Annotated in this window: 22 protein-coding genes; 13 read left to right on the plus strand and 9 right to left on the minus strand. The window is 73.6% G+C overall.

Going from position 1 to position 21249, the window contains the following annotated elements; all coding sequences use genetic code 11:
• Positions 1 to 179: 179 nt before the first annotated feature.
• Positions 180 to 770: an HAD family hydrolase gene (locus ACIBTV_RS17340; RefSeq protein WP_396705945.1), complete on the minus strand. Its 591-nt coding sequence runs from the start codon at positions 768 to 770 to the stop codon at positions 180 to 182.
• A gap of 120 nt (positions 771 to 890) precedes the next feature.
• Between ACIBTV_RS17340 and ACIBTV_RS17345 the strand changes: the two genes are divergently transcribed.
• Both ACIBTV_RS17345 and ACIBTV_RS17350 read left to right on the plus strand, forming a co-directional pair.
• Positions 891 to 1073: a hypothetical protein gene (locus ACIBTV_RS17345; RefSeq protein WP_396705947.1), complete on the plus strand. Its 183-nt coding sequence runs from the start codon at positions 891 to 893 to the stop codon at positions 1071 to 1073.
• A gap of 69 nt (positions 1074 to 1142) precedes the next feature.
• Positions 1143 to 1394 (plus strand): hypothetical protein, encoded by a 252-nt coding sequence (locus tag ACIBTV_RS17350; RefSeq protein WP_396705948.1) that lies wholly within the window; start codon positions 1143 to 1145, stop codon positions 1392 to 1394.
• Between the two features lie 11 nt (positions 1395 to 1405).
• On the opposite strand, the gene ACIBTV_RS17355 is transcribed toward ACIBTV_RS17350, so the two are convergent.
• Both ACIBTV_RS17355 and ACIBTV_RS17360 read right to left on the minus strand, forming a co-directional pair.
• Positions 1406 to 1609: a hypothetical protein gene (locus ACIBTV_RS17355; protein WP_396705950.1), complete on the minus strand. Its 204-nt coding sequence runs from the start codon at positions 1607 to 1609 to the stop codon at positions 1406 to 1408.
• Positions 1606 to 2568, minus strand: a complete 963-nt coding sequence (locus tag ACIBTV_RS17360; protein WP_396705952.1) for a phosphotransferase enzyme family protein — start codon at positions 2566 to 2568, stop codon at positions 1606 to 1608. The genes ACIBTV_RS17355 and ACIBTV_RS17360 overlap by 4 nt, the downstream gene beginning before the upstream one ends.
• Before the next feature lie 131 nt (positions 2569 to 2699).
• Here ACIBTV_RS17360 and ACIBTV_RS17365 point away from each other — a divergent pair, with 131 nt between their 5' ends.
• Both ACIBTV_RS17365 and ACIBTV_RS17370 read left to right on the plus strand, forming a co-directional pair.
• Positions 2700 to 3212: a SigE family RNA polymerase sigma factor gene (locus ACIBTV_RS17365; protein WP_396705954.1), complete on the plus strand. Its 513-nt coding sequence runs from the start codon at positions 2700 to 2702 to the stop codon at positions 3210 to 3212.
• A complete protein-coding gene (locus ACIBTV_RS17370; protein ID WP_396705955.1) occupies positions 3209 to 4633 on the plus strand; it encodes a TolB family protein in 1425 nt (474 codons plus the stop codon). The genes ACIBTV_RS17365 and ACIBTV_RS17370 overlap by 4 nt, the downstream gene beginning before the upstream one ends.
• A gap of 98 nt (positions 4634 to 4731) precedes the next feature.
• Here ACIBTV_RS17370 and ACIBTV_RS17375 read toward each other — a convergent pair whose 3' ends face one another.
• The gene (locus ACIBTV_RS17375) at positions 4732 to 5535 is read right to left on the minus strand and encodes an MBL fold metallo-hydrolase (RefSeq protein WP_396705957.1); all 804 of its coding nucleotides are present in this window, start codon (positions 5533 to 5535) and stop codon (positions 4732 to 4734) included.
• Between the two features lie 51 nt (positions 5536 to 5586).
• Complete coding sequence (locus tag ACIBTV_RS17380) at positions 5587 to 10158, minus strand: HAD-IC family P-type ATPase (protein ID WP_396705959.1); 4572 nt, start codon at positions 10156 to 10158, stop codon at positions 5587 to 5589.
• Positions 10159 to 10372: 214 nt separating this feature from the next.
• Here ACIBTV_RS17380 and ACIBTV_RS17385 point away from each other — a divergent pair, with 214 nt between their 5' ends.
• From ACIBTV_RS17385 to ACIBTV_RS17410, 6 genes are all read left to right on the plus strand, one after another.
• Complete coding sequence (locus tag ACIBTV_RS17385) at positions 10373 to 10633, plus strand: hypothetical protein (protein ID WP_396705961.1); 261 nt, start codon at positions 10373 to 10375, stop codon at positions 10631 to 10633.
• 102 nt (positions 10634 to 10735) lie between these two features.
• On the plus strand, positions 10736 to 12112 hold the full coding sequence (locus ACIBTV_RS17390; protein ID WP_396705963.1) for an MFS transporter: 1377 nt from the start codon (positions 10736 to 10738) through the stop codon (positions 12110 to 12112).
• A gap of 120 nt (positions 12113 to 12232) precedes the next feature.
• On the plus strand, positions 12233 to 12883 hold the full coding sequence (locus ACIBTV_RS17395) for a GAP family protein (RefSeq protein ID WP_396705965.1): 651 nt from the start codon (positions 12233 to 12235) through the stop codon (positions 12881 to 12883).
• Between the two features lie 95 nt (positions 12884 to 12978).
• Entirely contained in the window at positions 12979 to 13761 is a 783-nt protein-coding gene (locus ACIBTV_RS17400; protein WP_396705967.1) for an SDR family oxidoreductase, read from the plus strand.
• 37 nt (positions 13762 to 13798) lie between these two features.
• On the plus strand, positions 13799 to 13993 hold the full coding sequence (locus ACIBTV_RS17405; RefSeq protein WP_091593766.1) for a hypothetical protein: 195 nt from the start codon (positions 13799 to 13801) through the stop codon (positions 13991 to 13993).
• Positions 13994 to 14063: 70 nt separating this feature from the next.
• Positions 14064 to 14612: a YbaK/EbsC family protein gene (locus ACIBTV_RS17410; RefSeq protein WP_396705969.1), complete on the plus strand. Its 549-nt coding sequence runs from the start codon at positions 14064 to 14066 to the stop codon at positions 14610 to 14612.
• A 186-nt stretch (positions 14613 to 14798) separates the two neighbouring features.
• Here the strand turns inward: ACIBTV_RS17410 and ACIBTV_RS17415 are convergent, their stop codons facing one another.
• Genes ACIBTV_RS17415 through ACIBTV_RS17430 form a run of 4 tightly spaced genes read right to left on the minus strand, consistent with a single transcriptional unit; the run spans position 14799 to position 18183 of the window.
• Positions 14799 to 15434 carry a DsbA family protein gene (locus ACIBTV_RS17415; RefSeq protein WP_396705971.1) on the minus strand — a complete coding sequence of 212 codons (636 nt, stop codon included), beginning with the start codon at positions 15432 to 15434 and terminating at the stop codon, positions 14799 to 14801.
• A gap of 20 nt (positions 15435 to 15454) precedes the next feature.
• Entirely contained in the window at positions 15455 to 15883 is a 429-nt protein-coding gene (locus tag ACIBTV_RS17420; RefSeq protein WP_396705973.1) for a SufE family protein, read from the minus strand.
• Positions 15884 to 15940: 57 nt separating this feature from the next.
• On the minus strand, positions 15941 to 16366 hold the full coding sequence (locus tag ACIBTV_RS17425; protein ID WP_396705974.1) for a CBS domain-containing protein: 426 nt from the start codon (positions 16364 to 16366) through the stop codon (positions 15941 to 15943).
• A 56-nt stretch (positions 16367 to 16422) separates the two neighbouring features.
• A complete protein-coding gene (locus tag ACIBTV_RS17430; protein WP_396705976.1) occupies positions 16423 to 18183 on the minus strand; it encodes a proline--tRNA ligase in 1761 nt (586 codons plus the stop codon).
• Positions 18184 to 18349: 166 nt separating this feature from the next.
• Here ACIBTV_RS17430 and ACIBTV_RS17435 point away from each other — a divergent pair, with 166 nt between their 5' ends.
• The 3 genes from ACIBTV_RS17435 (at position 18350) to ACIBTV_RS17445 (ending at position 21029) form a co-directional block, all read left to right on the plus strand.
• A complete protein-coding gene (locus tag ACIBTV_RS17435) occupies positions 18350 to 18880 on the plus strand; it encodes a SigE family RNA polymerase sigma factor (RefSeq protein WP_396705978.1) in 531 nt (176 codons plus the stop codon).
• Positions 18877 to 20058 (plus strand): hypothetical protein, encoded by a 1182-nt coding sequence (locus ACIBTV_RS17440; RefSeq protein WP_396705980.1) that lies wholly within the window; start codon positions 18877 to 18879, stop codon positions 20056 to 20058. Before ACIBTV_RS17435 ends, ACIBTV_RS17440 begins: the two co-directional genes overlap by 4 nt.
• A gap of 203 nt (positions 20059 to 20261) precedes the next feature.
• Positions 20262 to 21029 carry an SGNH/GDSL hydrolase family protein gene (locus ACIBTV_RS17445; RefSeq protein WP_396705982.1) on the plus strand — a complete coding sequence of 256 codons (768 nt, stop codon included), beginning with the start codon at positions 20262 to 20264 and terminating at the stop codon, positions 21027 to 21029.
• Positions 21030 to 21249 lie beyond the last annotated feature (220 nt).

A 21249-nucleotide genomic window follows, 5' to 3' on the forward strand; every position in this document is an offset into this window, starting at 1 on the left:
CAGGTGGGTCGGGCGAGCCGAGTACGCGGTGGCCGCCTCGCGTCCACCCGGTCTGTCAGGGTGCACACACCTCGGCCGGGCGCACCTCACCGCTGGAAGGCCCTTACGTAACACGGGCTAGCGGTTCACCCCCACTGGGCTCCACCATCTCCACTCTGTACCCGTCGTCTGTCGCGCTGTCAGCGCTGCCGGGGCTGCGGCACGCGTACGGCTGCCATGCCGGCCGCCGTCGCGGCCTGGATGCCGAAGTCGGTGTCCTCGAAGACGAGGCAGGACTGCGGCGGAACGTCGAGCAGCTTCGCGGCGAGCAGGAAGGCCTCCGGGTCGGGCTTGGCCCGCGCGTAGTCACCGGCGCAGACCAGCACGTCGAACTTGTCCAGCAGGTCGAGGGTGCGCAGCGAGGCGGTGACGGATTCCCGGGTGCTGCCGGACACCACGGCGATAGGGAGCCGTCCGTGGGCGTCGTGGATGTGCCGGAGGACGTCGGGGACGGCGGTGAGCTGCGGCAGGAGCCGCTGGTAGATGCCCTCCCGGCGACGGGCGACGACCTCGACCGGCATGGCCAGCCCCTGCTGCTCGTTGAGGTCGACGATGATGTCCGCGACCGGACGGCCGCCCCAGGCGTAGAACAGGTCCTCCGGGAGGGTGCACCCCCACTCCGCCAGCGCCCGCTCCCAGGCCACGTAGTGCAGGGGCATGGAGTCGGCGATGGTGCCGTCGCAGTCGAAGAGGTACGCCTGGAAGTCGCCGGGCGGCAGGGGCAGCGTCACCGGTCGAGCCTATAGCGGGGGATGCGCGTGCCCGCGTGGGCCGCTGGCAGGTCGTTGCCCCGGTCCAGCGCGCACCTGGTGCATCTCGGGCACGGGTGCCCTGATGGCACGATGCGTTCCGTGAGCTGGTCTCTGCTGGTGATGCCCCTGCAGCGGGCAGCCGAGAATGGTGGGCTTGAGTGGGCGGCTGGTGCCGAGTTCTCCTTTGCTCTGCCCGAGGAGCCCCCGCTCGATCGTGAGTTGCCGACGGTGGAGCAGGTTCTGCTCGCGTTTCAGGAGGCTGGCTGTCACGGCACGCCGTGATTCCAGGTCGCGGGGTATGACCTGCTCGCCGGCTTCCCGGACTGCCCCGACCCGGGCACCTGCCCGTCAGTGGGTGGCCTGGATCTGGGTGAGGTCAGTCTGGGTGTCGACGGAGCCAGCGGCGCGGAGCCCGTGACGTTGAACCAGGCCGTAACCGATATCGGGTTCCGTAAGCCGTCGGGCCGTGCCGTCCTGGCCACGGTGGTGGCACTGGCGTCGCAGGTCGGGCCGATGCTGGTGCTTGACGACGACGGCGCTCACGCGGTCGTGGTGTCGCCGGACGATGATCCGGCCAACCTGGCCCAGCACTGGCCGTGGTAGCCGTAGCGCCATCAACCGAGGTAGTAGTCGGCTCTCCAACGGGCTTGCTCGGCTACTGAGAAGGTGTCGAAGTCGCCGGCCGCCTCGCACTCGACCAGGTAGTGGAGCGCGTCGGCGGTGTCCTCGGAGCCCACGCGGAGGATCTCGCGGATGTGGGGCAGGTCGGCGATGGACGGCTGGGGGCCGTAACGGCGGAGGCTCTCGTCGTCGTTCACCGGGCTTCCTCCGCGGCGACCATCTCGGCGATGCGGGTCAGCCAGTGCAGGTCGTTGGCTCGGGATTCCGCACTGGCCCCGGTGTTCAGGATGCTGTCCAGGAACGCGGTCACGTCGTCGAGGTGCCGCTCGCTGCGGTAGTAGCCCAGCATTGTCTCGTCCGGTTCCAGGGGTCCGTAGCCCTGACGGAAGAGCGCGGCGCGGTGCGCGTTGATCGGGTGGTCGCCGAAGTCGTGGCTGTAGACGAACATCAGGTCCCGCTCGCGCGGCGCGAGGATGGGCGCGTCCCAGTCCACCACGTGCAGCGGACCGTCGCCGTCGGCGATCAGGTTGCCGGGGTGGACGTCGGCGTGGCAGACGACGTGCTGGCCGCGCGTCAGCCGGGCGGCGAGGTCGTCGACCCGTGCCGACAGTCGACGCAGCGCGGTGGCGTACCGGTCCCAGAAGGCGCCGAGGATCTCGCTCGCCGCAGCCTGCTCGCCGAGGGCGCGCAGGCGTTCGCCCGCGCCCGACCGGTAGGTCTCCACCGGCAGGACCGCGGCGAGGTCGGCGCTCGGCGTGACCGCGTGCAACCGACCGAGGAACTCGCCGTACTCGACCCACTGGCGGTCGGTGAGGCCACGGCTCCACAGGCTGCCGCCGTCGTGGAACGGGTAGAGCAGCAGCCGGTGCTCCCCGAAGGCCCGGCTGGCGCCACCGTCCGGCAGGTCGATCGGCGCCACGACCTGGCGTACGCCCTGAGCGCGGAGGAAGCCGGGCAGCAGGACGGCTGCCCGGTTGACGTCGCCGCGACGCAGTTTCAGGAAGTAGCGTTCGCCGCCGGACGTGTCCACCCGGTAGGCCCAGGCGTTCCCGTCGAGCCCCAGCGGCAGGAACGCGAGGTGGGCGACGTCGACGCCCCAGGCGGCGGCCACCTCGGCCGCCAGCGACCGCTCGTCGACGTCAGGCTTGTCGATCACGGTCGAAGCCTCGCAAGCGGCGGTCCGGCCGGCAAGGCGATTTGGCCGTCGGCGAGATCGCCGGGAAATTCTGGCGCCGCACCCCTCCACTTACCGGCGTACGGGCGTGAAGGTAGTGCAGGAGGTGCCGAGTGGATGCCGACCGGCAGTCGTTCGAGGCGTATGTGCAGACCCGTGGTCCGGGTCTGTCTCGGCACGCCTACCTGCTCACCGGCGACCACCATCTCGCCGAGGACCTGGTCCAGCAGACGCTGTTGCGGGTCGCCGGCCGGTGGCGGCGGGTGGTGGCCGAGGGCGACCCCGACGCGTACGTGCGTCGGGCCCTCTACCACCAGCACATCTCCTGGTGGCGGCGGCGGACCCGGCAGGTGCCGGAGGCCCCGCTGGAGCGCAACGACCGGCCGGTGCCGGACGCGGCGGACGCGGTCGCCGTGAACCTCGCGGTCCGGGCGGCGTTGGGCCGGCTCGCTCCCCGGCAGCGGGCGGCGATCGTGCTGCGGTACTTCGCCGACCTGAGCGACGCGCAGATCGCCGACACCCTCGGCTGTCGCGTGGGGACGGTGAAGAGCCAGTTGCGGGACGGGTTGGCGCGGCTGCGCGTCCTCGCGCCGGAGCTGGTGGACCTGCTGGAGGTGCGGTCATGAGCGACCAGTTGCTGAGGGAGGCACTGCACCGGTTGGCCGAGGAGTCCCACCCGCCGCGGATCTCACCGGACACCTGGCTACTCGGTCGGCGGCGGCGACGGCGGCGTGCCGGTGCGGCGCTGGTGGCGCTCGTGGTGGCGCTGACCGGCGTACCGCTGCTGGCGACCACGCTGCCCGACGGCGGGTTCTCGCCCGCCGCGGACCGGCCGGTGGTGCCGTCGCGGGTGTTTCCGCCGCTGACCGGCGAGGCGACCGTCGTCGAGGACCCGCCGGGCCCGGCAGCCCTGGTGGTGTCCGGCGACAAGGAGCTGCGGGGCAGCGACATCTGGGGCTGGGAGGGCCGCAGCCTGCTGGTCGGGCGGGACGGCAGCTACCGGCTGGCGCGTACGGTCGGGGAGACCGCTGCGGGAACGAGTGACCTTCTCCTCTCACCGGACGGCAGCCGGCTGGCCGCCCAACCGTGGCTGGAGGGCAGTCAGTGGCCGGACGACCCGGTCGGGCAGACGGCGATCATGGACCTGACCACCGGGCAGGCGCGGCAGTACCCGGGTGGGCTGCCGGTGGCCTGGGCCCCGGACGGACGGTCGTTGCTGGTCATGGCGCAGAACGTCATCGGACGGCTGGGTCGGCTGAGCCTGCTCGACACGACCACCGGGGCGGTGCGCCAGTTGCCCCCGATCGACGGGACCGCCGCCCACGCCGGCAACCTCGCCGCCTTCTCCCCGGACGGGTCACGGCTCGCCGTGGCGACGACCGAGGCGCTGCACATCGTCGACCTCGCCTCCGGCGCGAGCCGTACCCTCGCCGCCCTCACCGCTCGGGAACGGCTCGCCGGGCCCGGTGCCTGGCTGCCCGACGGCGAGCGGATCGCCCTGTGGTCGATCAGCGACTGCGAGGACGGCGGCAGCTGCGACGAGCAACGCCTGGCGCGGCGGGCGATCCAGATCAGCTACCGCTACGTACGCACCGGCGGCCCGGCGACCGGCCCGGCGCTGCCTCCCGCGCACGGCCTGGCCGCCCGACTCCTCGGCTGGCAGCGCGACGGGGACGCCGTCGTCGCCGAGTACCAGCCGGAGGTGGGGCTGACCAAGCAACCGGACGACGAGCTCTGGTCCGAGACCGGCTGGACGCAGGTCGGCGCGGTGGAGCTGCGGGAGTTCCGGGTGGACGGTTCCCGGCGGGAATTGGTCGCGCTGCCGTCCAGCGCCCTCTTCGTGGACGTCCCGGCCGACCTGCTGGACAGCTTCGGCGGGCCGTCGCCCACCTGGCCCGAGGGCGCCCTCCGGTGGCTGCTCGCCCTCTGGTGGCCGCTCGGGCAGCTCCTCGTGGGGTTGGTCGGGTTGGTGGCGCTGGTGATCGGCTGGCGCATCGTCGCCCGCCGCCGACGGCGTCGGGCGCATGGGCGGGTCGCACCGGGGTAGGAGGACCGGCATCAACCCTCCCGCCGGAAGTGCGCTTGCGTCAGGAATCGGCGCGATCCTGGCCCAAAGTTCTCGATCACCGAGGCAAGGGCAGGGTCTCAGGGGATGAGGGGGACGGTTTCGCCCCGGGAAATCGGGCGGATCATCCTCACCAGGCCTCGGCGGCGCGCCTCGTCCAGGAAGATGGTCAGCGGCGACCGGAACACCGGGTAGTCGTCGTAATGGATCGGCACGGTCAGCCTCGGCCGGACCAGCTCGATCAGGTCGGCACCCTGCTGCGCGTCCATGCTGAGCAGGATGCCGGCGACCTTGGTGCCCCCGAGGTGGATGAGCATCGCGTCGATGTCCGGGTACCGCTCGGGGACGGCGGCGAGCATCGGCAGGTTGAGGGTGTCGCCGGTGACGTAGAGGCGGAACGTGCGGGCCCCGTCGCGGAGCAGGTCGATCATCGTGCCCATCACGTCCGGGAGCAGGCGGTCCACGATGCCCGGCCCGTGCTGGCCGGGCATCGACGTCAGTCGTAGGGTCGCGCCGTCGCGGTGCAGCTCGTGGGAGCGCCAGGTGGGCAGCCCCGCCGCGCCCCGGAAACCCCAGCGCCGCAGTTTCCGCTCGGCCTCGGGCGTCGTCACGATGGGCAGCGCGCGGTCGAGTTCACGCCGGGCCACCCGGTCGAAGTGGTCGCCGTGCAGGTGGGACAGGACCACCGCGTCGAGCGGCGGCAGCTGGGCGATGGTCATGGCCGGATCGGTGCGCCGCCGCGACCACAGCCCCTTGCCCAGATAGACGGGTTGCCCCCGGTGCAGGAAGTTCGGGTCGGTGAGCAGGGTGAACCCGCCGATCCGCAGCACCGTGGTGGCGGTGCCGATGAACGTGACCTCCGGCCGCTCTGCCAACCCGCCCACCTCCGTCCGTTGCCGTACCCCCGGATGGGCGGGCCATGCCGGCGGCGGTCGTCAGCCGTCCGCCGGCTCGTCCGTGTCGAGGCCGCCGAGGCCCGGCGCGAAACCCTGGAGGCCCCCGCCGTCGTCGGCACCCGGCGACACGCCGCCGCCGTCCTCGGACCCCGGAGACCCGGTGTCGCCGGAGGAGCCGTCGTGGGCCGGGCGGCCGGCGCCGTCGCGCTGCGGCAGCCGCTCCACCAGCCGGCTCAGCGCACCGTTGGCGAAGGTGGCGCCGAACGCCGAACCGGCGGCGATACCCCAACCCACGGGCCCGAGCGGGGTGCAGCCGAAGAACTGGCTGAGCCCGGGTGTCTGCACCACCGCACCCAGCACACCGAGTGAGGCCACCGTGGACGCGAGCACCGTCGGACTGGTGCCACCGGCCAGGACGGTCTGGCCGAGCTGGGTGCCGACCAGGGAGACCAGCGCGACCGTGCCGGCCCGCTGCGGTGTGCCGCCGGTGTAGCGGGCGAGCGTCCAGCCGGCGGTCGCGCCGAGGGTGGTCGCGGCGGCCCGCAGCCCGATCTCGCGGGTCAGGGTCTCGCCCAGCGAGGTGTCCGGCCCTTCGCGGAGAAGGTCGTCGGCGTGGTCGCCCCCGGGCGGGCGGACGGCGATCGCCAACGCCGGCGCGAGGTCGGTGAGCAGGTTGACCAGCAGCAGTTGCCGCCCGTTTATGGCGGACTGGCCGGTCGCCGCGGCGGTCAGCACGCTGAACGCGATCTCGCCGAGGTTGCCGCCGACCAGGATGCTCAGCGCGTGCCGTACGGACGACCACATCGCCCGACCCTCCACGAGGGTGGCGATGATGGTCTCCAGCCGGTCGTCGGTGACCACCAGGTCGGCCGCGGCCCGCGCGGCGGGGGTGCCCCGCTGGCCGAGGGCGATGCCCACGTCGGCCAGCCGGATCGCGGGCGCGTCGTTGGCGCCGTCGCCGGTCATCGCGACCGTACGACCGCACTTCTGCAACGCCTGGATGATCCGGACCTTGTGCGCCGGCGTGCAGCGGGCCACCACGTCGGTGTGGGCCAGCCGGTCGGCGAGCGCCTCGTCGTCGAGCTGGTCGAGCTCGGTGGCGGTCACCACCTGCTGCTCGTCGTGGTCGGTGATGGTGGCGGCGATCGCTTCGGCGGTCGCCGGATGGTCACCCGTGATCATGATGGTGTGCACGCCGGCCTGCCGGATCCGGCGTACGGCGGGGGCGGCGCTCTCCCGCACCCCGTCGGCGAGAGAGAGGAAGCCGACGAAACAGAGATCGGTCACCTGCTCGTCGCTGACCGACTGCTCGCCGATCCGGCACTCGGCGACCGCCAGCACCCGGTGACCGGCGCCGGCGCGCTCGGCGAGCAGGTGGTAAAGCTCATCCCGACCGGCGTCGTCCAGCGGCTCCGACCGCCCGTCGACGCGGCGGGAGCCGCAGCGCGGCAGCACCGACTCCGGCGCGCCCTTCACGCTGAGCAGCAGGCCGTCGTTGTCCCCGCCGACGGTGGCGTGGTAGCCCCGGGACGGCTCGAACGGCAGCCCACCCACCGCGCGCCACCCGTCCGCGCCGATCTGCTCCACCACGCCCGAGGCTTCCGCGCCGTGCCGGACCGCCCGGTCGGTCTGGTGACCCAGCTCCTCCGGGTCGGCCGCCCACGGGGTGGCCCGCAGCGCCGCGGCCAGCGTGAACCGGAGTCGGTCGTCGAGCCGGTCCACGGTGGCGTACCGGCTGGCGTCGCCGTCACCGACCCCGGCGAGCAGTAGCTGCCCCTCGGTGAGGGTGCCGGTCTTGTCGAAGCAGAGCACGTCCACCCGGCCGAGCGCCTCGATGGTGCGTGGGTTGCGCACCAGGGCGCCGTGGTCGGCGAGCCGCCGGGCCGCGGCGAGCTGGGCGGCGCTGACCAGGAACGGCAGCCCCTCCGGCACCGACGCCACCGCCAGGTTCGCGGCGGTCGCCGCCGTCTGCGCCAGGGGTACGCCCCGCAGCAGGCCCGCCCCGGCGACGGCCACCGCCGAGCCCGCCGCCAGCGGGACGGCTGCCCGGGTCAGCCGGCCGAGGCGGGCTTCGACACCGCCGCTCGGCGGGGCCTGCCGGGCCAGGGCGAGGCTGCGGCCGGTCTCCGTGTCGGCGCCCGTGGCCACCACCACCGCGCTGCCGTGTCCGGCGGCGACGGTGGTGCCCTCGTAAAGCATGGAGTGCCGATCCGCGACGGCGGCCGCCACGACCGGCTGATCCGTCTTGGTAACCGGCAGGGACTCCCCGGTCAGCGACGACTCGTCCGCCTCCAGCCCGTCGGCTTCGATGACCCGGCAGTCGGCCGGGACGGCGTCCCCGGGCTCCAGCCGCACCACGTCCCCGGGCACCAGGTCTTCGGCCGCCAGCACCCGCTCCGCGCCGTCGCGCCGCACCCGCGCGGTGACCGCCGATCGGGACAGCAGCTCCGCCAGGGAGCGTTCGGTGTTGCGCTGGTGCACCGCGCCGATCAGCGCGGAGCCGCCGACGACGCCACCCACCAGGGCGGCGTCCACCACCGAGCCGAACGAGGCGGAGAGCACCGCGCCGGCGGCCAGCACCGGGGTGAGCGGGTTGGCGAGCTCGTCGACGAACGCCCGGAGCAGGCCGCCCTGGCCCTGACCGTCCGGGCCGCCGCCGGCGCGTCGTCGCTCCGCCTCCGCCTCCGCCAACCCGTCCCGATCGGTGCCGAGCCGCTCGAAGACGGTCCGCACCGGCATGAGGTGCCAGGCCGTCGCCACCGGGGCCGGCGTGTCGTCCGGCTGGGGCAGTCGACTGGCCCGCCAGACGCCGTTGCCGAACGCGATCGCCGCCGCGCCGTTGACCGCGTGCAGGCTCCGGCCGGGCAGTTGTTGCGGGGCGGCGGTGAACGCCCCGAGCGCGCCGAGGCCCGTTCCGGCCATCGCCACCTTGATGTTCTGCGCGGTCATCCGGCGGGCCACGCCGGCCGCCTCGACGATCAGCGCCACGACCCGCAGATCCGTGCCGACCAGCAGGTGCGCGCCCCACGGCGGCGGCTCGTCGGGGGCGGACAGGCCGAGCCCGCAGTCCGCGGCGCCGAGCGCAGACCGGTCGCGGGACACCAGCATCACCATCGCGCCGTCCCGCTGGAGCGACCGCACCGATTCGGTCAGCCGGTCCCCGCCGGGCAGCACGGCGTCGGCGAAGCCGTACCGCTGATCGTCGTCGCCGGCCACCACCAGCCGCAGCCCGGCGTGGCGGGCGGCGGTGGGCAGCCCGTCGACGCCCGGTGCGGGCTCGGCCTCCACCCGCAGCAGCGCGGCGAGCGTGCCCCGATGGGCCAGCCCGAGCAGCCGGCCGCCCTGCTCGCGGAGGCGGCGGCTGTCCTCGGTGTCGCCCGGGTCGTCGGCGTCGAGGCGGTCCAGCGGGCCCATCCGCCAACCGTCCGCCTCGTGGACGCGGTCCGGGTCCTCCGGGTCGAAGAGCGCGAACGCCTGCTCGGCGACGTGCCCGGTCTCCGCGCCGGGCAGCGGCGCGAGGTCGGCCAGGACGCCCCGATCCGAACCGAGTACGGCGGCGTCCAGCACCAGTGTGTCGAGCCGGTCGAGTTGGCGCAGCACACCGCGGTCCATGGCGATCACGCCCCGGCGGGCCAGGATCCGGCCGAGCTGGGCGGCGTAACCCTCGCGGCCACTCCCTGGGGCCTTGGGCAGGGCGGAGAGGCCGAGAGCCGCGGCGCGTTTGCGGCCGGCGACCGGGGCGGCGGCCGCGGCGGCGACGGCGCCGGCCGCGAGCATCCGGGTCGCGTGCCGCTCGACGGGGCTGTCCGGTTTGGGGCGGGGCCGGTCGAGGACGGGCCACCGGGCCACCGCCAGGTCGGGCTCACCGAACAGCCGCGGTTCGGCCTTCTCCCAGACGGACAGTTGGGCCCGGTCCTCACCCCATTGCATGATCCGCTGGGCGCCGTCGAGCACGATCCCCGCCCAGCCACCGGTGAGGCCCTGCACCACCGCCTCGGCGAGGGGGAAGAGGATGTCCGCCCGGGGGTCGGCGCGCAGCCCTCGACCGGCGAGCGAGTGTAGACGCGGGTGCAGGTCCACGGCCGAGAGCAGCCCGGCCACCTCGCCCGGCACCGGGGTGAACGGCAGGATCCGGGTGGCCGCGGAGATCGTCAGGCCCAACGCGTCGGAGGCGAGGGCACCGAGCGTGCGTGGGGTACGCGGGCCCTCCTCCGGCGGGTGCGGCGGCGGGACCTCCGGGTCGGGCTCGTGCGGGCAGGTGCGTTCGGTGCGGGCGATCGTGGCGATGAGGTCGCGCAGCTTCGGCTCCGGTGGCTCGACGGCCACCACCACGCGGCCGGACGGCGCGTTGACACGCGCCCACGCCACGCCCGGCATCCCCTCCAGGGCCGCTTCCACCTGGCGGGCCAGAGTGTCGCCGCCGTCCTGGCAGACGCCGTGCACCTCGATGTGATGCCGCCCCGGCCGGGACCACACGCGGCGGTTGGTGACGCCGGCCAGCCGGGCCAGCCGTGACGCGGCGGAGCCAACCGTGCGCCCGGCGTCTTCGACCAGCCGTGGCACGCCGACCGGTGGGAGGAGCCGACCGGCGACGCGACCCGCCAGCGTCATCGAGGCGTACGACCGGACGATCGCCGGCCAGACTCCCCGCTGCTGCCGTTTCTGCCGTACGCCATCTCGCCTCCCACGCTCGCGTCGGCGGCCTGGCTTCCCGCCGCGTCGTCCGTTATGCCCCCGGAGCAGAGGAAGTTTCCCCACCTTCGGGCGCATGGACCGGATCGGCGGTGGAAAGCGGCGGACGTCAGAAGCCAACGGGGAGGCCGCGATGAGCAGTCTGAGTCGACATCTGAACGGGGCCCGCGAGACCGTCGAGATCTACAGCCGGCGGGTACAGGTGCCGATGCTGGGCGAGATGGCAGTACCACCCGTCGATCGGCTGGCCTACTACGCGGGGATCGGGCTGCTCGCCGCGGTGCAGATCATCGAGTGGCCGCTGGCGCTGGTGATCACTGCCGGCCACCTCCTGTCCGACCAGCACTTCTCGGGCCTGGTGAAGGGCGTGGGCGAGGCGTTGCAGAGCGCCTGACCGAGGCCGGTCCACCCGCCGTCCGCGTTTTCCGGTTGACCTGAACCCGGCTTCAAGTCGCAGGCTGGGTCGCATGACGATCGCACCGGCGCGGACCCGACCATGACCGCCACCGTCGCACCGGCGACACCGGCCACGAGCCTGTTCGCACCCCGCCTGCGCGCGATGACCGTGGGCAGCGTCGCGCTGGTCTCGCTGCTCGCCTTCGAGGCCCTGGCCGTCGGCACGGCGATGCCCACGGTGGCCCGCAGCCTGGACGGCCTGGCCCTGTACGGGTTGGCGTTCGGGGGATCCTTCGCCGCCGGTGTGGTCGCCATGGTGCTCTCCGGCATCTGGTGCGACGCCCGGGGGCCGCGCCCGGCGATGTGGCACGGGCTGGTCTGGTTCGTGGTCGGGCTGGTGGTCGCCGGGACCGCACCGGTGATGGGGGCGCTGGTCGTCGGTCGGGTCGTGCAGGGCTTCGGTTCCGGGCTGCTCTCCGTCGCGCTGTACGTGATCGTCGGTAAGGCGTACCCGGAGGAGCTGCACCGGCGGATCTTCGCGGCCTTCGCCGCCGCGTGGGTCGTACCGTCGCTGGTCGGACCGGCGGTGGCCGGTCTGATCGTCGAACACCTCGGGTGGCGGTGGGTGTTCCTGGCGGTGCCGGCGGTCGCCGTGCCGGCCGTGCTGCTCGTCCACCCCGGGCTGCGGTCGATCGGCCCGGCCGCGGCGACCGGCGTGCCGGCGGGCGCCCGGGCGCGGATCGGCTGGGCGGGCGGGGCGGGGGTGAGCGCCGCTCTGCTGCACATCGGGGGCCAGCAGCGCGGTGCCGTCGCCGTGGTGGTGACCGCGGTCGCGGTCGCCGGCCTGCTGGTCTGCGCGCCTCGGCTGCTGCCGGCCGGGTTCCTGCGGTCCGCCCGCGGGCTACCCACCGTCATCGGGCTGCGCGGCCTCGCCTCGGGCGCGTTCGTCGGCGCCGAGGTGGTCATCCCGCTGATGCTCTCCCGGGAACGCGGCTTCACCCCCACCGCGGCCGGGCTGGTCCTCACGGTCGGGGCGCTGTCCTGGTCGGTGGGCTCGTGGATCCAGGGACGGATCCCGAAGCCGGCCTCCCGGGCCACCCTGCCGCGCACCAGCCTGGCCCTGATCACCGCCGGCATCGCGACCGTGGCCGGCACCGTCGCCCCCGGGGTGCCGGTCGCGGTGGGCGTGCTGGGGTGGGCCCTGGCCGGGCTCGGCATGGGGCTGCTCTATCCGTCCCTGTCGGTGCTCACGCTGGAGCTGTCCGCCCCCGGCGAGCAGGGACGCAGCAGTTCGTCGCTGCAACTGGGCGACTCGCTGTTCGCGGCGACCGTGTTGGCCCTGACCGGGGCGGTGCTGGCGGCCGGATCGGCGCCGGGCCCGCGCGACTACCTGGTGACCCTGGCGGTCGCCGCCGGCCTGGCCCTACTGGGCGCCACCCTCGCCCCCCGAGTGACCCCGCTCGCCCCACACCGGTGACCCCCGGCCCACTCGGCCCCGGCACTGCCCAGCTCGGCCTCGACTCGACGGTGGGCGGGGTGAGGTAATCCCTCGAAGGTCCGGCGAGGTGGGCGGGGGGGCCGGGAGGATGGGCGGGCGATGAACTTCCTGACCATCCTGCCGCTGGCCGTGGTCATGGTCGCCGGGACGCAGATCGTCGCGGCGGTGCTGCTGGCCTCGGCCGAGCGACCACGTGCCGCCTCGCTCGGTTACCTGGGCGGGACGGGCGCGGTCGTGCTCGCCGGGGTGACGGTGAGCTGGCTGGTCACCCGGGTGCTGGGTGGCCCGGTCGGCGACGCGGAGAGCCATGTCAGCCGGTTGCAGCGCACGGCCACCCGGATCGACTGGGCGGTGCTGGGGCTGCTGGTCGTCCTCGCGGTGATCGTCTATCTGCGTCGCCACGAGACCGGCCCGCCGCGCTGGATGCAGCGGTTCCAGCGCGCCGCCCCGGCGACCGCGGCACGACTCGGTGCCGTGCTCGTCGCCACCTCCCCGACCGACGACCTGGCGATGGCGGCCGTCGGCGCCAGTTCCGCCCGGCACGGTCTGGCGTGGTGGCACCTGCTGCCGTTCGTGCTGCTGACCTTGCTGCTCCTCGCCTTGCCGCTGCTCGTGCTGCTGATCGCCGGACGGCACGCGGCCGTGACGCTGCCCCGGATCCGCGGCTGGGCCAACCGGCACGCCTGGGTGGTCAGCGAGGTGGTGATCGCGTTCTTCGCGCTGGTGACCGTGCTGGACCTGCTGCGCTAAACGGTGGCGGTGGGGCCGGTGAGCTGCCGCACAGCCCGTCACGCCACGAGCGACCGTGCCGTCAGGGCGACGGAGAGCCGTCGAAGGAGGACGAGATGAAGGTGCTGGTAACGGGGGCCGGAGGACGTCTGGGCCGGGCCGTGGTGGCGCGGCTGCGCAGTGACGGGATCGCCGTACGGGCGACGAGTCGCCGGCCGCGTACGGACCCGGACGTCGAGTGGGTCGTCGTCGACCTGGCCACCGGCGAAGGGCTGGACGAGGCGGTCGCCGGAGTGGACGCCGTTCTGCACCTGGCGTCGTCGCCCACGGGTGGGCGGACGTACGAGGTGGACGTGCTGGGCACCCGCCGGCTGGTGGTCGCCGCCGGGCAGGCCGACGTGCGGCATCTCGTCTACACCTCGATCGTCGGTGTCGACCGGGTGCCCATGCCGTACTACCGGCACAAGCTCGCCGCCGAGCAGGTCGTCGCGGCCGGTCCGGTGCCCTGGTCGGTGCTGCGGGCCACCCAGTTCCCGGAGTTCCTCGACGAGCTGCTGGTCGTGTCCAGCCGGTTGGGGCCCACGATCGGCGACCGGAACGTCCTGGCCCAGCCGGTCGACCCGCGCGAGGTGGCGGCGCGGCTGGTGGCCCGCCTGGTCGCGGGCCCGCTGCGCGGCATCGAGGAGTACGGGGGCCCGGAGGTCCTCCGCTTCGACCAGGCCGTACGCGCCTGGCGGGCCGCCCGCCACTCGCGCCGGCCGCTGCTGCCGGTGCGCCTGCCGGGGCGCCTCGGTCGGTCCCTGCGCGAGGGCGGCCTGATCACCGAGGCCCTGCCCCGGGGAGCGCGGACGTGGGCCGACTACCTCGCCGACACGTACGGGGGAACCGCCCGGAGATGAGAGCGTGCACCGTTCACGTTCGGCTTAGCGTGACCGCATGTTCGCTGTCGTCATGGCCGTCATCCTCTACTGCTTCGGTTTCGTCTTCCTCTACGGCGTGATCCGGGTCGCCGTCCGGCACGCCTTGGAGGACCTGGAGGTCCGCCGCGCCCAGGCGCTGCGGGCCGAGGAGCTCGCCGCCAACCGGGACCGCACGTTCCTCAAGGAGAACGCCTTCCTCGCCGGCAGCTGACCGGCGTCCGCGCGCCGCCGTGGACTTCGGTGGGCGACACCGGGTCACGGGTGCGAGGATCGCACCCGTGATGGGGACGCTGAAGACAGAACCGGCCCGCACCCGCCCGGACCTGCTCGCACCGCCGGTCGCCGCGGCGCTCGGGCAGTGGCCCGCCGACGCGCCGGTCGACGTGGACGACGTGCTGGTCGCGCCGATCGACGCCGACCTCGCCGACACCGCCGCGTTCTGCGCGGCGTACGAGGTGGGGCTGGACGTCTCGGCCAACTGCGTGGTGGTGGCCGGCAAGCGGGAGGGCGTGGTCCGCTACGCGGCCTGTGTCATCCTCGCCACCACCCGGGCCGATGTGAACGGGGTGGCCCGCCGGGCGCTCGACGTGCGCAAGGCCAGCTTCGCGCCGATGGCGGACGCGGTCGAGCTGACCGGCATGGAGTACGGCGGCATCACGCCGATCGGCTTGCCGGAGGAGTGGCCGATCCTGGTCGACGCGCGGGTCATCGCCACGCCGCACGTGATCATCGGCTCGGGGGTCCGGCACAGCAAGATCGCGCTTCCCGGGCCGGCGCTCGGCGCGCTGCCGGGCGCCCGGGTCATCGAGGATCTCGCCCGCCCGGCCTGACGTGCCGTGCCGCCGTGCGGACGCTGCGGCGCAACCCGAGCCCGTCGGACCCGGCGGCCCGCCGAGACCCGTCGGATCCGGCCGCCGAGAACCGGAAGGGCCGGACCGGCCAGCCATCGGGATCGATGTCGTTTCACATGAAACATCATCGGCGCCGATGCATCGACGGTCCGGCCCTGGTCGGGCTCAGTTGTCGGCGGACTCCCGGCGCTCCACCTCGGCGAACGCGGCGAGCAGGGTCGCGGTGTCCTGGGCGCCCTGGACGGCGTACTTGCCGGCGAGCACGAAGGTCGGCACGCTGTTGACGCCCAGATCGTGGGCGGAGGCCAGGTCGGCGGCGAGCTCCTTGGTGCCCTCCTCGGAGTCGAGGTAGCGGCGGGCGTCGGCGGCGTCGAGGCCGACCTGCTCGGCCAGCCCGGCGAGGGCGTCGGGCGAGCCGACGTCGACCCCGTCGACGAAGTGTGCCCGGTAGAGAGCGTCGAGCATCTCGCCGGCCTTGCCGCGCTCACCCGCGTAGCGCACGAGCCGGTGCGCGTCGAAGGTGTTGGCGGCGAGCGCCCGGTCGTAGTCGAGCGTGAGACCCGCGCCCGCGGCCACCTGGGTCACCCGGTCGATCATCTGGCGGGCGGTGTCGGGGCCGCCGAACTTCGCGGCCAGGGCCTGCGGCACCGGCAGCGGCTCGGGCACCGGCGTCGGGTCGAGCTGGAACGGCCGGTAGCGGACGGTGACGTCACCGTCGTACGCGGCGACGGCCTCGTCCAGCCGGCGCTTGCCGATGTAGCACCAGGGACACACCACATCGGCGTAGATCTCGATCTCCATGACCGGTGCCAACTTCCCGTTCAGCCCAGTTGTTCCCGGACCTGGCGCTTGAGCCGGGCCAGGATCGCGGTGCCGCCGCGTACGCGCAGCGGGCTGATCGCCTGGGCGAGCCCCATCCGCTGGTAGAGGTCGTCCGGCACGGCGAGCACCTCGTCGGCGCTCGCCCCGGCCAGCCCTTCGGCGAGGATGCCGGCGAACGCCCGGGTGGTGGGCGCCTCGGGCGGGCAGTCGAAGAGCGTCTCCACCGTCTTCTCCGGAGTCACCCGGGCACGCAGGAAGAACGCGGTCTGGCACTCCGGCACCTGCTCCATGCCCTCCCGCTCGGTGCTGTCGGGTGGCAGGGGTGGGATGACGTCGGCGTATTCGAGCAACATCTCCAGCACCACCTCCCGGGGGGCGGCGGCGAACTCGTCGACGATCTCGGCCAACCTGGCCGGCATGGCGGACATGACTCGAAGGCTACCGCCGGTGATCAGGGGCCCCCACCGTTACGGCAGGGGCCCCGGTCACACTGTCGGCGCCTGTTCGCTGATCTCGCTGAGCGCCGACTGGGGGTCGAGCTGCATCGCCAGGTCACCCAGCGAGACGATCCCGACCAGCTTGCGGTCGCTGTCGCAGACCAGCACCCGCCGGATGCCGCGTTCCCGCATCAGCGCGGCCGCCTCGCCGGCCGTCGCGTGCTGCTCGATCATCACAACCTCGCGGGTGATGATCGCGCCGATCGTCGTGCTGGCCGGGTCGGCGCGTTCCGCGACGGCCCGGACCACGATGTCCCGGTCGGTGAGCATGCCGGCGAGGCTGGCGCCGTCGGTGACGACGACGTCGCCGATGTCGGCCTCCTTCATCACCTTCGCTGCTTCGTCGAGCGTGGTGTCCGCGGACAGGTAGACGACCTGCCTGGTCATCACGTCGGCGACCCGGTAACCGGTCATGAGAGCCTCCGAAAACACAAACAGTTATCCAGGTGCGGTACCCGGTGACGGCCTCGCTACACCCGGTCCCGGCGGACGTCACCCACCAGTGTGTCCACCAGCTCCGGCACCGGCAGCTCGCTCCGCTCGCCGGTGGCCCGGTCGCGCAGCTCGACGTACCCCTCGGCGAGCCGGCGCCCGACCACGACGGTGCGGGGGATGCCGATCAGCTCGGCGTCGGCGAACTTCACCCCGGCGGAGACGCCGGTGCGGTCGTCGACCAGCACCCGCAGGCCCGCCGCCGCGAGCTGCCCGCCGAGGTCGACCGCCGCTTCCAGCTGCGGCCCCTTGCCGGCCGCCACCAGGTGTACGTCGCACGGCGCGATCGCGGCCGGCCAGACCAGTCCCCGGTCGTCGTGGTGCTGTTCGGCGACCGCGGCCACCGCCCGCGACACCCCGATGCCGTAGCAGCCCATGGTGGGCCGGACCGGCTTGCCCGCCGGGCCGAGCACGTCCACCGCGAACGCGTCGGTGTAGCGGCGGCCGAGCTGGAAGATGTGCCCGACCTCGATGCCCCGCCGGATCGTCAGCTCGCCCGAGGAGCAGGACGGGCAGGGGTCGCCGGCCCGGACGTCGGCGGCCTCGATCGTGCCGTCCGGCGTGAAGTCCCGACCGCTGACCACGTGGGTGGCGTGCCGGCCCGGCTCGTTCGCCCCGGTCAGCCAGGCCGACCCGGGCGCGACCCGCGGGTCGACCAGGTAGCGGACGCCGAGCTTGGCCATGATCTGCGGACCGATGTAACCGCGTACCAGCTCCGGGTGGGCGTCCCAGTCCTCGAAGACGGCCACCGCCGCCGGGGCGAGCGCCGCCTCGACTCGCTTCAGGTCGACCTCCCGGTCGCCCGGTACGCCGATCACCAGCGGCTCGGCCAAGTCCGCGCCCGGCCGGCGTACGGTCAGCACGACGTTCTTCAGCGTGTCGCCGGCCGTCCAGTAGTCCCGGCCGCCGAGCCGGCGGGTGTTGGCCAACTCCACCAGGCTGGCGATGGTCGGCGTGTCCGGGGTGTCGTGCACCTCCACCGGCGGGTGCGCGTCCGGGTCGGCCGCAGCCGGCGTCGGGGTGCTCACCGCCTCCGTGTTCGCCGCGTAGTCGCACGAGGTGCAGCCGACGAAGGTGTCCTCACCGACCGGCGTCGCGGCCAGGAACTCCTCGGACGCCGAGCCGCCCATCGCGCCGGACATCGCCCGCACCACCGTGTAGTCCAGGCCGAGCCGGTCGAAGATCCGCCGGTACGCGCCCCGGTGCCGGTCGTACGCGGCCTGCAGCCCCGCCTCGTCCAGGTCGAACGAGTAGGCGTCCTTCATCAGGAACTCCCGCCCGCGCAGCACGCCGGCCCTCGGCCGGGCCTCGTCCCGGAACTTCGTCTGCACCTGGAACAACGTCACCGGGAAGTCCCGGTAGGAGGTGAAGAGGTCCTTCACCAGCAGCGCGGCCAACTCCTCATGGGTCGGGGCGAGCAGGTGCTCGGCGCCCTTGCGGTCGGCGAGGGTGAAGATGTCGTCGCCGTACTCCGTCCACCGGCCACTGGTCCGATACGGCTCCGCCGGCAGCAGCGCCGGGAAGTGCACCTCCTGGTCGCCGATCGCGGTGATCTCCGAGCGGATGACCTCGGTGATCCGGTCCAGCACCAGCTTGCCCAGCGGCAGCCAGGTGTAGCCGCCCGGCGCGGCGCGTCGGATGTAACCGGCGCGCAGGAGCAGCCGATGGCTCGGCACCTCCGCGTCGGCCGGATCCTCGCGCAGGGTCCGCAGCAGCAGGGTCGACATCCGTAGCAGCATTGGCGCAGCGTACGACCGGCTTGTCCGGGGTGGCGACGCAATTCGGCCAGGTCGACGGCCGAGACTGTCGGTGATCGGCGTTCCGGGCGGCAACCACCGGTGGCCGGGCAGACGTCTGGGATGGCATCGGAATGCCGTGCACCACCAACTCCAAGGATCGGCTCGTGTGGACCCTCAGCTGAGTGAGTTCGACTCGTTCGTCCGTACCCGAACGCCGGCGCTGCTGCGCTCGGCCTACCTGCTGACCGGTGACCAGCACCTTGCCGAGGATCTCGTGCAGTCGGCGTTGGCCCGGACGCATCGCTCGTGGAGCCGTCTGCACCACACCGGCAACGCCGAGGCGTACACCCGCAGGACGATGTACCACCTCCAGGTCTCCTGGTGGCGTCGCCGCCGGGTCGCGGAGTCGATGACGGGCGAGCTGCCCGAGCCGCGCGGAGGAGGCTCGGCTCCCGATCACGCCCAGCAGACGACGCTGCGACTCACCCTGCGGGCCGCGCTGGCCAAGCTCTCCCCGAAGCAGCGCGCCGTGCTGGTGCTGCGCTTCTTCGAGGACCGGACCGAGGCAGAGGCCGCCGAACTGCTCGGGGTCACCGTCGGCACCGTCAAGAGCCAGACCTCCAAGGCCCTGGCCAAGCTGCGCGGCGTCGCCCCCGAACTCGCCGAGCTGTACGTCCTGGAAGGAACCGTCCGATGAACGACGACCGTCTCCGGCTCGACCTGGCCGGCCTGGCCGACGAGGTCACCCCGGTCGACCTGCGGGACCGCGCCCTGCGGACCTCCCGCCGGCTCGGCATCCAGCGGGTCGTCGCGACCTCGGCCGCGGCGCTCGTGCTCGTCGGCGTGGCGGCCGGCACCGCCTTCGCCATCCGCCCTGACGCGACCGCGCCGTCGATCCCCGGCGACTCCCCGCGTCCCGCCGACTCCCCGTCGGCGAACGTCAACCCGCCGGGGCTCTCCACCCCGTCGATGTCGCCGCCGGTCGCCCCGAACACGAGCAGCACCGTGACGACGGACCCGTCCGCCGCGACCATCGGTCGGGTCGTCTACGGCACCGCCGCTGACTCTCCGGGCGACGAGCGCCACGGCTTCGTCCACTCTTGGCGGCCGGGCGGCAAGGTGGAACGGTCCACCGAACTCCCCCGCGAGGCGACCAGGCTGAACATGGTGGTCGCACCGAACGGCCGGACGCTCGCCTGGGTGTCGGGCGGTGCGCTCTACACGTCCGACGTGGACGGCTCCGGCAAGAGGAAGATCCGGGACGGGGTCGACCCGGCCTGCTGGAACCCCGCCTGGTCACCGGACTCGCGCGAGCTCACGATCGCGGTGGTCACCGCTGCCGAGCCCGCCATCACGCAGGTCGGCGTTCTGGATGTCGGCAGCAACGAGTTCACCGAGCTGCCCGGCACCGAGGGGTGCCACCCGGTCTGGTCCGCGAGCGGCGAGTTCTTCGCGTACGCCGACGGCTCGACGGGCAAGGTGCTGCTCGCCCGCTTCGACGGCCCGGTCCGGCGTGCCGTTCCCGGGCTGGGTGGCGAGGCGGCCCCTGGCAGCCTCGACCTGGCCAGCCTCTCGCCCGACGGGGGACGGATCGCGCTTCTCCGGCGCGGCGCCGACGAGCCGGGCGGCGATGTGGCCCGCGATCTGCGCGTCAACGTCGTGCTCGACACCCGCACCGGCGAGGAGGTCCAGCTGCCGCTCGGCGGTCGGGAGCTGTGGCAGGCGTACTTCCAGGCGGACGGGACGCTGGTGGCCCGGGTGAAGTCGGGCGACGGGTTCGCGCTGGTGTTGGTCGACGCGACGGGCCGGAAGATCAGCGAGGTCGTCGAGCCGGCGGAGCTGAACGACGAGCAGATCATCGGGGTGGCCGCCTGACCCTCGGCGCCCCCGCCCGCCGAGTCGATCTCGCCTCAGCGGTTCGTGGCCCGGAGGTCGTACCGCAAGCCCATCGTCGAGCCGCCCGCCCGGTAGCGTGCCGCGATGAGTTGTGCCACGTTGCCCGGCGGAGGGAGCCACCGGTGCGGCTCGCGGTGCCAAACTGGTCGCCGCAGGCAACGAAGAGCGGTGAGGGGGGCGCGATGCGTTGGCGGAGCTTCGTGGCGGTCGGAGACAGCTTCACCGAGGGAATGGACGACCCCTACCCGAACGGCACCTACCGGGGGTGGGCCGACCTGGTCGCCACCCGGCTCGCCGCCGAGGCGGGCCCCGACTTCCGGTACGCGAACCTCGCCATCCGTGGCCGGCTCTTCCCGAACGTCGTGGCCAACCAGGTGCCCGAGGCGATCGCCATGAAGCCGGACCTGATCAGCTTCGCGGCCGGCGGCAATGACGTGCTGCGCCGGTCCTTCGACGCGCACGCGTTCGTCGCCCGCTTCGACGAGGTGGTGGGCCGCCTTCGCGGCACCGGCGCCGACGTCATCCTGTTCCGCTTCGCCGACGTGATGGCGCACCTGCCCGGCCAGCGGCTCGTTGTGCCCCGGGTCACCCTGCTCAACCAGTTGGCCGGCGAGATCGCCGACCGGCACGGCGCGATCCTCATCGACCTGTACGCAGACGACACGTACCACAACCCGCTGCTGTGGAGCACCGACCGGCTGCACCTCTCGCCGGCCGGGCACCGCCGGGTCGCCGGGCAGGTGCTGACCGCACTCGGGGTGGGCTGCGACGAGGAGTGGCTGCTGGTGCCGGAGCACCCGGCACCGTCGCCGTGGCTCGCGGCACGGGCAGCGGACCTGCGCTGGGCCGGGCAGCACCTGGCACCGTGGATCAAGCGTCGGCTGACCGGCCGCTCGTCCGGCGACACCGTCACCGCGAAGCGCCCGGCGCTCGGCCCGGTCGGCGACTGACCCACGCCCCTCCCCGAGCCCGGCAGGTTGGCGGCGCGAAGACCGAAAAGAGCCGCTTCGAGGGTCCCGCCCGTTAGATGAATCGGGATCGCCTGATGTCCGCCGGCCCGGATCGCATCCGCTGCCCCCGTCGATCGAGCGCGGGGACATTCGGGGAAAGGTGGATGAGGGATGACCCACCGTGGCTGGCTGACCGTCCGTCGAGCCGGCCCCCCAACCC

The organism is Micromonospora sp. NPDC049366 (assembly GCF_044466625.1).
GTDB lineage: Bacteria > Actinomycetota > Actinomycetes > Mycobacteriales > Micromonosporaceae > Micromonospora.

Bases quoted from the DNA above. Each gene is read 5' to 3' on its own strand.
- ACIBTV_RS17420 (WP_396705973.1), bottom strand. From the start codon at position 15,883: ATGTCCGCCATGCCGGCCAGGTTGGCCGAGATCGTCGACGAGTTCGCC.
- ACIBTV_RS17380 (WP_396705959.1), bottom strand. From the start codon at position 10,158: ATGACGCTGGCGGGTCGCGTCGCCGGTCGGCTCCTCCCACCGGTCGGC.
- ACIBTV_RS17430 (WP_396705976.1), bottom strand. From the start codon at position 18,183: ATGCTGCTACGGATGTCGACCCTGCTGCTGCGGACCCTGCGCGAGGAT.
- ACIBTV_RS17385 (WP_396705961.1), top strand. From the start codon at position 10,373: ATGAGCAGTCTGAGTCGACATCTGAACGGGGCCCGCGAGACCGTCGAG.
- ACIBTV_RS17425 (WP_396705974.1), bottom strand. From the start codon at position 16,366: ATGACCGGTTACCGGGTCGCCGACGTGATGACCAGGCAGGTCGTCTAC.
- ACIBTV_RS17405 (WP_091593766.1), top strand. From the start codon at position 13,799: ATGTTCGCTGTCGTCATGGCCGTCATCCTCTACTGCTTCGGTTTCGTC.
- ACIBTV_RS17395 (WP_396705965.1), top strand. From the start codon at position 12,233: ATGAACTTCCTGACCATCCTGCCGCTGGCCGTGGTCATGGTCGCCGGG.
- ACIBTV_RS17440 (WP_396705980.1), top strand. From the start codon at position 18,877: ATGAACGACGACCGTCTCCGGCTCGACCTGGCCGGCCTGGCCGACGAG.
- ACIBTV_RS17410 (WP_396705969.1), top strand. From the start codon at position 14,064: ATGGGGACGCTGAAGACAGAACCGGCCCGCACCCGCCCGGACCTGCTC.
- ACIBTV_RS17415 (WP_396705971.1), bottom strand. From the start codon at position 15,434: ATGGAGATCGAGATCTACGCCGATGTGGTGTGTCCCTGGTGCTACATC.
- ACIBTV_RS17370 (WP_396705955.1), top strand. From the start codon at position 3,209: ATGAGCGACCAGTTGCTGAGGGAGGCACTGCACCGGTTGGCCGAGGAG.
- ACIBTV_RS17445 (WP_396705982.1), top strand. From the start codon at position 20,262: ATGCGTTGGCGGAGCTTCGTGGCGGTCGGAGACAGCTTCACCGAGGGA.
- ACIBTV_RS17400 (WP_396705967.1), top strand. From the start codon at position 12,979: ATGAAGGTGCTGGTAACGGGGGCCGGAGGACGTCTGGGCCGGGCCGTG.
- ACIBTV_RS17390 (WP_396705963.1), top strand. From the start codon at position 10,736: ATGACCGCCACCGTCGCACCGGCGACACCGGCCACGAGCCTGTTCGCA.